The sequence below is a fragment of the Myxococcus sp. AM011 genome (assembly GCF_013372595.1).
Classification (GTDB): domain Bacteria; phylum Myxococcota; class Myxococcia; order Myxococcales; family Myxococcaceae; genus Myxococcus; species Myxococcus eversor.
Window position 1 is genome coordinate 1 of the sequence record NZ_JABXEM010000432.1, and the last position, 5,632, is coordinate 5,632.

A 5,632-nucleotide genomic window follows, 5' to 3' on the forward strand; every position below is an offset into this window, starting at 1 on the left:
TCCCCTGCCTCCGCCCCCCGTGGATGCGCCGCCTCCGCCCAACGAGACGCCTCCACCGAGCGCGAAGCCGGCGCCCCTGGTGGTCGGCATCTCCATGTCCTCCACGACGAACGCGGGAGGCTTCGCGGCGCCGGTGGGCAACACCCTCTATGGCCGCACCGCCGACAAGGCCAAGGCGCCGCAAGAGGTGAAGGCCTACAGCGCCCCCAAGTACACGCCCATCTATCAGGTGGACCGTGAGCCGCAGCTCGCCAGCGAGGTGAAGATTCCCTATCCCGACGAGGCCCGTCGCGCGGGAGTCGAGGGGACGGTGACGCTGTCCATCACCATCGACCCCGAGGGACGCGTGGTGAATGCGCGCGTGCTGAACGGGCCTGGGCACGGACTCGAAGAAGCCGCGCGCTCCGCCATCCTCCGCTTCCGCTTCCGTCCCGCCATCAAGGGAGGCGAAGCAGTGTCCACGGAAATGAAGTACGCCTATACCTTCCTGCTCGATTGAACACCCGCTCCCGCCGAGAGAGGGCCGGAGCGGGGGAGTGCACCGGTGGGCCCCTTCCACATCCACGGCCCGTCCACGCTCGCCGGCTCCTCCAGCACGCCTTCACTCCGTCCCTTTGTCGGCGGGAGCCCGACTCCCTTCACGCCCCTGTCCTTGAAAGCCCCATGTCCTCGAACGTGAAAGCCCGCGCCGCGCTCGCCGCCGCTTCCCTCTGGGTGGCGACCCCGGCGCTCGCGCAGGCACCGCAACCCGGAGCCCCCGCCGCCGAGTCACCTCCGGCCGCGCAGCCCACCATCACCAAACCCCCGGCGCTGGTGCAGCAGGTCGAAGCCCAGTACCCCGCAGAGGCGCTCGCCCAGGGCCTCACCGCCTCCGTGCGCCTCATCATCACCATCGCCGAGGACGGCGCGGTGACGGACGTACAGTCCACGGAGCCCGCGGGCCACGGCTTCGACGAGGCGGCCATCGCCGCCGTGCGCCAGTTCCGCTTCACGCCCGCCGAGGTCGACGGCGTGCCCGCGCCGGTGCAGGTGGAGTACGTCTACCACTTCACCCTCAACGCGCCCCCGCCGCCCGAGGGCCAGGTCGCCGCCGAGCCCGAGGCGCCCAAGGCGACGCTCACCGGCCAGCTCATCTCGCGAGGCAGCCGCTCGCGCGTGGCCGGCGCCACCGTGCGCTGCGGTGACGACGCGGACGCCACCGAGGCCGTGTCCGACGTGGACGGCCGGTTCACCCTGGAGGTCCCTCCGGGCGAGTGCGCGGTGCGGGTCATCGCCTCCGGCCATCAGCTCTACCAGACGAAGGAGATGCTGAAGGCGAACGAGACGACGGAGGTGAACTTCTACCTGGCTCCGGCCGGGAGCGCCTTCGAGACGGTGGTGCGCTCCGAGCGGCCGAAGAAGGAAGTGGTCCGCCGCACGGTGACGCGCGAGGAGGCGCAGAAGACGCCGGGTACTTTCGGTGACCCCATCCGCGTCCTCCAGACGCTGCCGGGCGTGGCGCGCGCGCCCTTCATCTCGGGTGACTTGCTGGTGCGCGGCTCCAACCCGGGCCAGACGGCGACGCTGATGGACGGCGTGCGCATCCCCAATCTCTTCCACCTGCTCGGTGGACCGTCGGTGGTCAACGCCGAGTTCATCGACTCGCTCGACTTCTTCCCGGGCGGCTACGGCAGTCAGTACGGCCGCGCGGTGGGCGGCGTGGTGGACGTGGCCACGCGCAAGGGCGCCGCGGACACGGTGCACGGGTCCGTGAAGGTGGACCTGCTCGACGCGGGCTTCTTCCTGGAGGCGCCCATCACCGAGGGCATCAGCGTGGCGGCCTCCGCGCGGCGCTCGTACATCGACACGCTGCTGCCCCTGGTGCTTCCGGACGACGAGGGCTCCACGCTCTCCATCGTCCCCGTGTACTGGGACTACCAGCTCCGCGTGGACTTCGGCGCGCCGCGTGGCTCCACGCCGGAGCCGGGAGCCGCGCGCAGCACCGGCTACATCATGGCCTTCGGCAGCGACGACAAGCTGCGCCTGGTGTCCGGAGGCGAGGAGCAGAACCGGGACATCTCCCTGGACACGCACACCGTCTTCCACCGTGTGAAGGGCGACTGGACGTACCGCAAGGGCCCGCTCACCACGGTCTTCACGCCGTACGTGGGCGTGGACTACTTCGACATCAGCTTCGGCCAGTACATCGAAAACGACTCCATCTACTCGCTGGGCGCGCGCGAGGTGGTGGCGCTGGAGCTGTCCGACACGCTCACCCTGCGCACCGGTCTGGATGTCTACTTCGAGCACGTGAAGGTCGACGTGCAGGCCCCCTCTCCGGAGGGCACCGAGTACGTGCCCTTCCCGGGCAATGACCCCGTCGCGGAGCTCATCCACGAGAAGCTCACCATCAACGGCTTCGATGGCGCGCTCTTCGCCGAGGCGGACTTCAAGTGGGGCCCGCTCACCGTGACGCCGGGCGTGCGCGGCAACCTCCAGAAGGTGGGTGGCACGCGGAATCTGTTGTTGGACCCTCGGCTGTGGGTCCGCTACGCGGCCACCGAGCGCACTTCGCTCAAGGGCTCGCTTGGTCTCTACAGCCAGCCGGCGGATACCTTCCAGTTCATCTTCTCCCCCTACGGCAACCCCCTGCTGGGTTACCAGCGCGCGTTCCAGTCGAGCCTCGGCGTGGAGCAGAGGCTGGGGGACGTGTGGAACGTGGACGTCACCGGCTTCTTCAACCGCCGCTTCGAGAACGTGGTGGCACCGGGTGATGTGCGGGCCACCGAAGGCGGGAGCTTCACGCAGGACCGCTTCGTCAACGCGGGCATCGGCAAGGCCTATGGCGTGGAGTTGATGGTGAAGAAGGACCGCGCCGCCGCCACGGACAAGTGGTACGGCTGGCTGTCGTACACGCTCAGCCACGCGGAGGACGGTCGCGCGGGCGCCAAGCCCCGGGTGGACGGTGCCTTCGGCGACGATGGCCCTCCCGTCGCGAACGAGGAGACCTATGGCCTGAGCCTCTGGGACCAGACCCACATCCTCACGCTGGTCGCCAACTACGTGCTGGGCAATGGCTGGGAGCTGGGCGGACGCTTCCGTCTCACCACCGGGCGTCCGACGACGCCGTTGGTGCATCCACATGACGTCTACAACTCGGACTCGAACAACTACGGGCCCACGTACGGCCGCCATCTCTCGGGGCGGACCTCCACGTTCCACCAGCTCGACGTCCGGGTGGAGAAGGGCTGGCGCTTCGACAACTGGACGCTCGCGCTCTACATGGACGTGCAGAACCTCTACAACGCGGAGAACGTCGAGTTCGTCTTCAATGACTACCGGTATCGCAACGAGATGGAGATACCGGGCATCCCCATCCTCCCCGTGCTGGGCGTGAAAGGAAGCTTCTGATGAACACCTGGCTCAAGAACGCGGGGCTGCTGCTCACGCTGGGCGCCGTCGCCTGTGTCGACCCCGATGACAAGCCGTCCAACGTGCATGACCTGCGCGTGCTGGGCATCGCCGTGGAGCGCCCGGAGCTGATGGCTCCGACGTGCGAGCTCACCGCGGAGGCCCTGGAGGTCCTCACCGACGAGGTGTCCTACCGCGCGCTGGTGGTGGACCCCCTCGGCGAGGGGCGCTCCATCGCCTACACCCTGTGGGCCTGCGCGGACCCGGAGGACTCCCTCTGTGAGAACACCGCCGCGCGCGTGCAACTGGCGCAGGGCACCACGACGGCGGGCGAGCTGGTATTGCCCATCCGGCCCGGTGCCAGCACGCTGCCGGACGGCACGCTGCTCCTGGACAAGGTGCGACAGGCGGACCCCTACCAGGGCTTCGGGGGACTGCGCATGCCGCTGGTGCTGAACCTCACCGCCGGGAGCGAGGCCATCTACGCGCAGAAGCTGATGGTGTTCTCCTGTCCGCTCGTGCCGGGCATGGCGCCCAACCAGCAGCCGGAGTTGCAGGGGCTGCGCCTGGAAGGCGAGCCGTGGGCGGAGGAGGCGCTGCCTGAGTTGACGGGACAGGGGCCGTTCGTGATTACGGCCGAGGACGTGTCCGCCCTGGAGGAGTCCTACGTGGTGCCCGGGTTCCGTCGGGAGGCCGTGTCGCTCAAGGAGGCCTGGTCCATCAGCTGGCACGCGTCACTGGGAGAAATCCCGGACGAGGAGACGGGCGGCGCGGACTTCAATGGCGAGCCCGGTCGGCATCGCGTGGAGTGGGAGCCTCCGGAGAAGGATGGCGTTGCTCAAGAGGTCACCTTCTGGGCCGTGGCGAGAGACGGGCGAGGAGGCAGTACCTGGCTCATCCGCAAGGCCCGCTGGACGCCGTAACGCCGTGGGGATGGCTCGCAAGGGGGCGGCCATCCGGGGTATGCCCTCGGTGCTCACGCGAGGCCGGGCCGAGGCTGGAGCGGGGTGGGAAGCGGATGATGAGCCGGAGCACAGCGCGTGGGTGGGGACGCTTGGCCAGCGTATTGGCCGCGGTGGTGCTGGTGTCGTGGGGCTCGGACTCACGGGCCGCTCGGCAGGAGGAGGAGCCTGACGCCGCGCTGCGCCGCTTCGCGCTCGTCGTCGGCTCCAGCGAGGGCGGGCCCGGGCGCGAGCGGTTGCGCTATGCGGGCTCCGATGCGCTGGCCATGTCGCGCGTGCTGGAAGAGCTGGGCGGCGTGGCCCCGGCGGACCGCGTGCTGCTGCTGGAGGCGGACCGGGACATGCTCCTGTCCGCGCTGGAGCGGCTCAAGACGCTGGTGGACGGCGCGGCCATGCCCGGCGTGCGGCGTGAGCTGGTGGTGTACTACTCGGGCCACTCGGACGCGGATGGCCTGTTGCCGCGCGGCGAGCGCGTCACCTACGGCGATTTGCGCAGGCTGATGGGCCTGGTGCCGGTGGACGTGCGCATCGCCATCCTGGACTCGTGTGGCTCCGGCGCGCTCACCCGCTTCAAGGGCGGGCTGCGGCGTCCGTCATTCCTCACCGACGTCTCCGCGCAGGTGCGAGGCCATGCGTACCTGGCCTCCAGCTCCGCGGACGAGGTGGCGCAGGAGTCGGATACCATCGGCGCGTCCTTCTTCACGCACTTCCTGGTGACGGGCCTGCGCGGCGCGGCGGACACCACGGGGGATGGACGCGTCACGCTGCACGAGGCGTATCAATTCGCCTTCCACGAGACGCTGGCGCGCACGGAGCGCTCGCAGGGGGGCCCGCAGCACGCGGCCTATGACATCCAGCTCGCGGGCAGTGGCGACCTGGTGATGACGGACCTGCGCGGCTCCAACGCGCGCCTGCGTGTGGCGGAGGAGGTGCAGGGTCGCCTCTTCGTGCGCGACTGGGGCAACCAGTTGGTGGCGGAGCTGCAGAAGCCGGCGGGGCGAAGGCTCTCGCTGGGCCTGGAGGCGGGGCGCTACCACGTCACGCTGGAGCGGCCCACGCAGCGCTTCGAGGCGGAGCTGCTGGTGGGGACGAAGGGCGACGCGGAGCTGCGCGTCGGTGACTTCGTGCCGGTGACGCTGACGCGCACGGCGGCGCGGGGTGGCACCGTGCCGTCGGATGCGCCGCTCGCTCGCGAGGGAGCGCTGGAGGACATGCCCTCCGTGCCCATCAACCTGTCGCTGGTGCCGCCCTTGTCCACGAGCTGCCTCTTATACACATCT

The 5,632-nt window shown here is 69.7% G+C and carries 4 protein-coding genes; all 4 read left to right on the forward strand.

Translation table 11 applies throughout. From position 1 onward, the window contains the following. The coding region (locus HUW62_RS45360; RefSeq protein ID WP_176437986.1) for an energy transducer TonB at positions 1-499 on the forward strand (499 nt) is incomplete at its 5' end. 164 nt (positions 500-663) lie between these two features. Beyond that, the gene (locus HUW62_RS45365) at positions 664-3,390 is read left to right on the forward strand and encodes a TonB-dependent receptor (RefSeq protein WP_176437987.1); all 2,727 of its coding nucleotides are present in this window, start codon (positions 664-666) and stop codon (positions 3,388-3,390) included. After that, positions 3,390-4,313, forward strand: coding sequence for a hypothetical protein (locus HUW62_RS45370; RefSeq protein ID WP_163863034.1), 924 nt, complete (start codon positions 3,390-3,392; stop codon positions 4,311-4,313). The genes HUW62_RS45365 and HUW62_RS45370 overlap by 1 nt, the downstream gene beginning before the upstream one ends. Before the next feature lie 95 nt (positions 4,314-4,408). Continuing rightward, positions 4,409-5,632: caspase family protein (locus HUW62_RS45375; protein ID WP_176437988.1), on the forward strand; the 1,224-nt coding region annotated here is incomplete at its 3' end.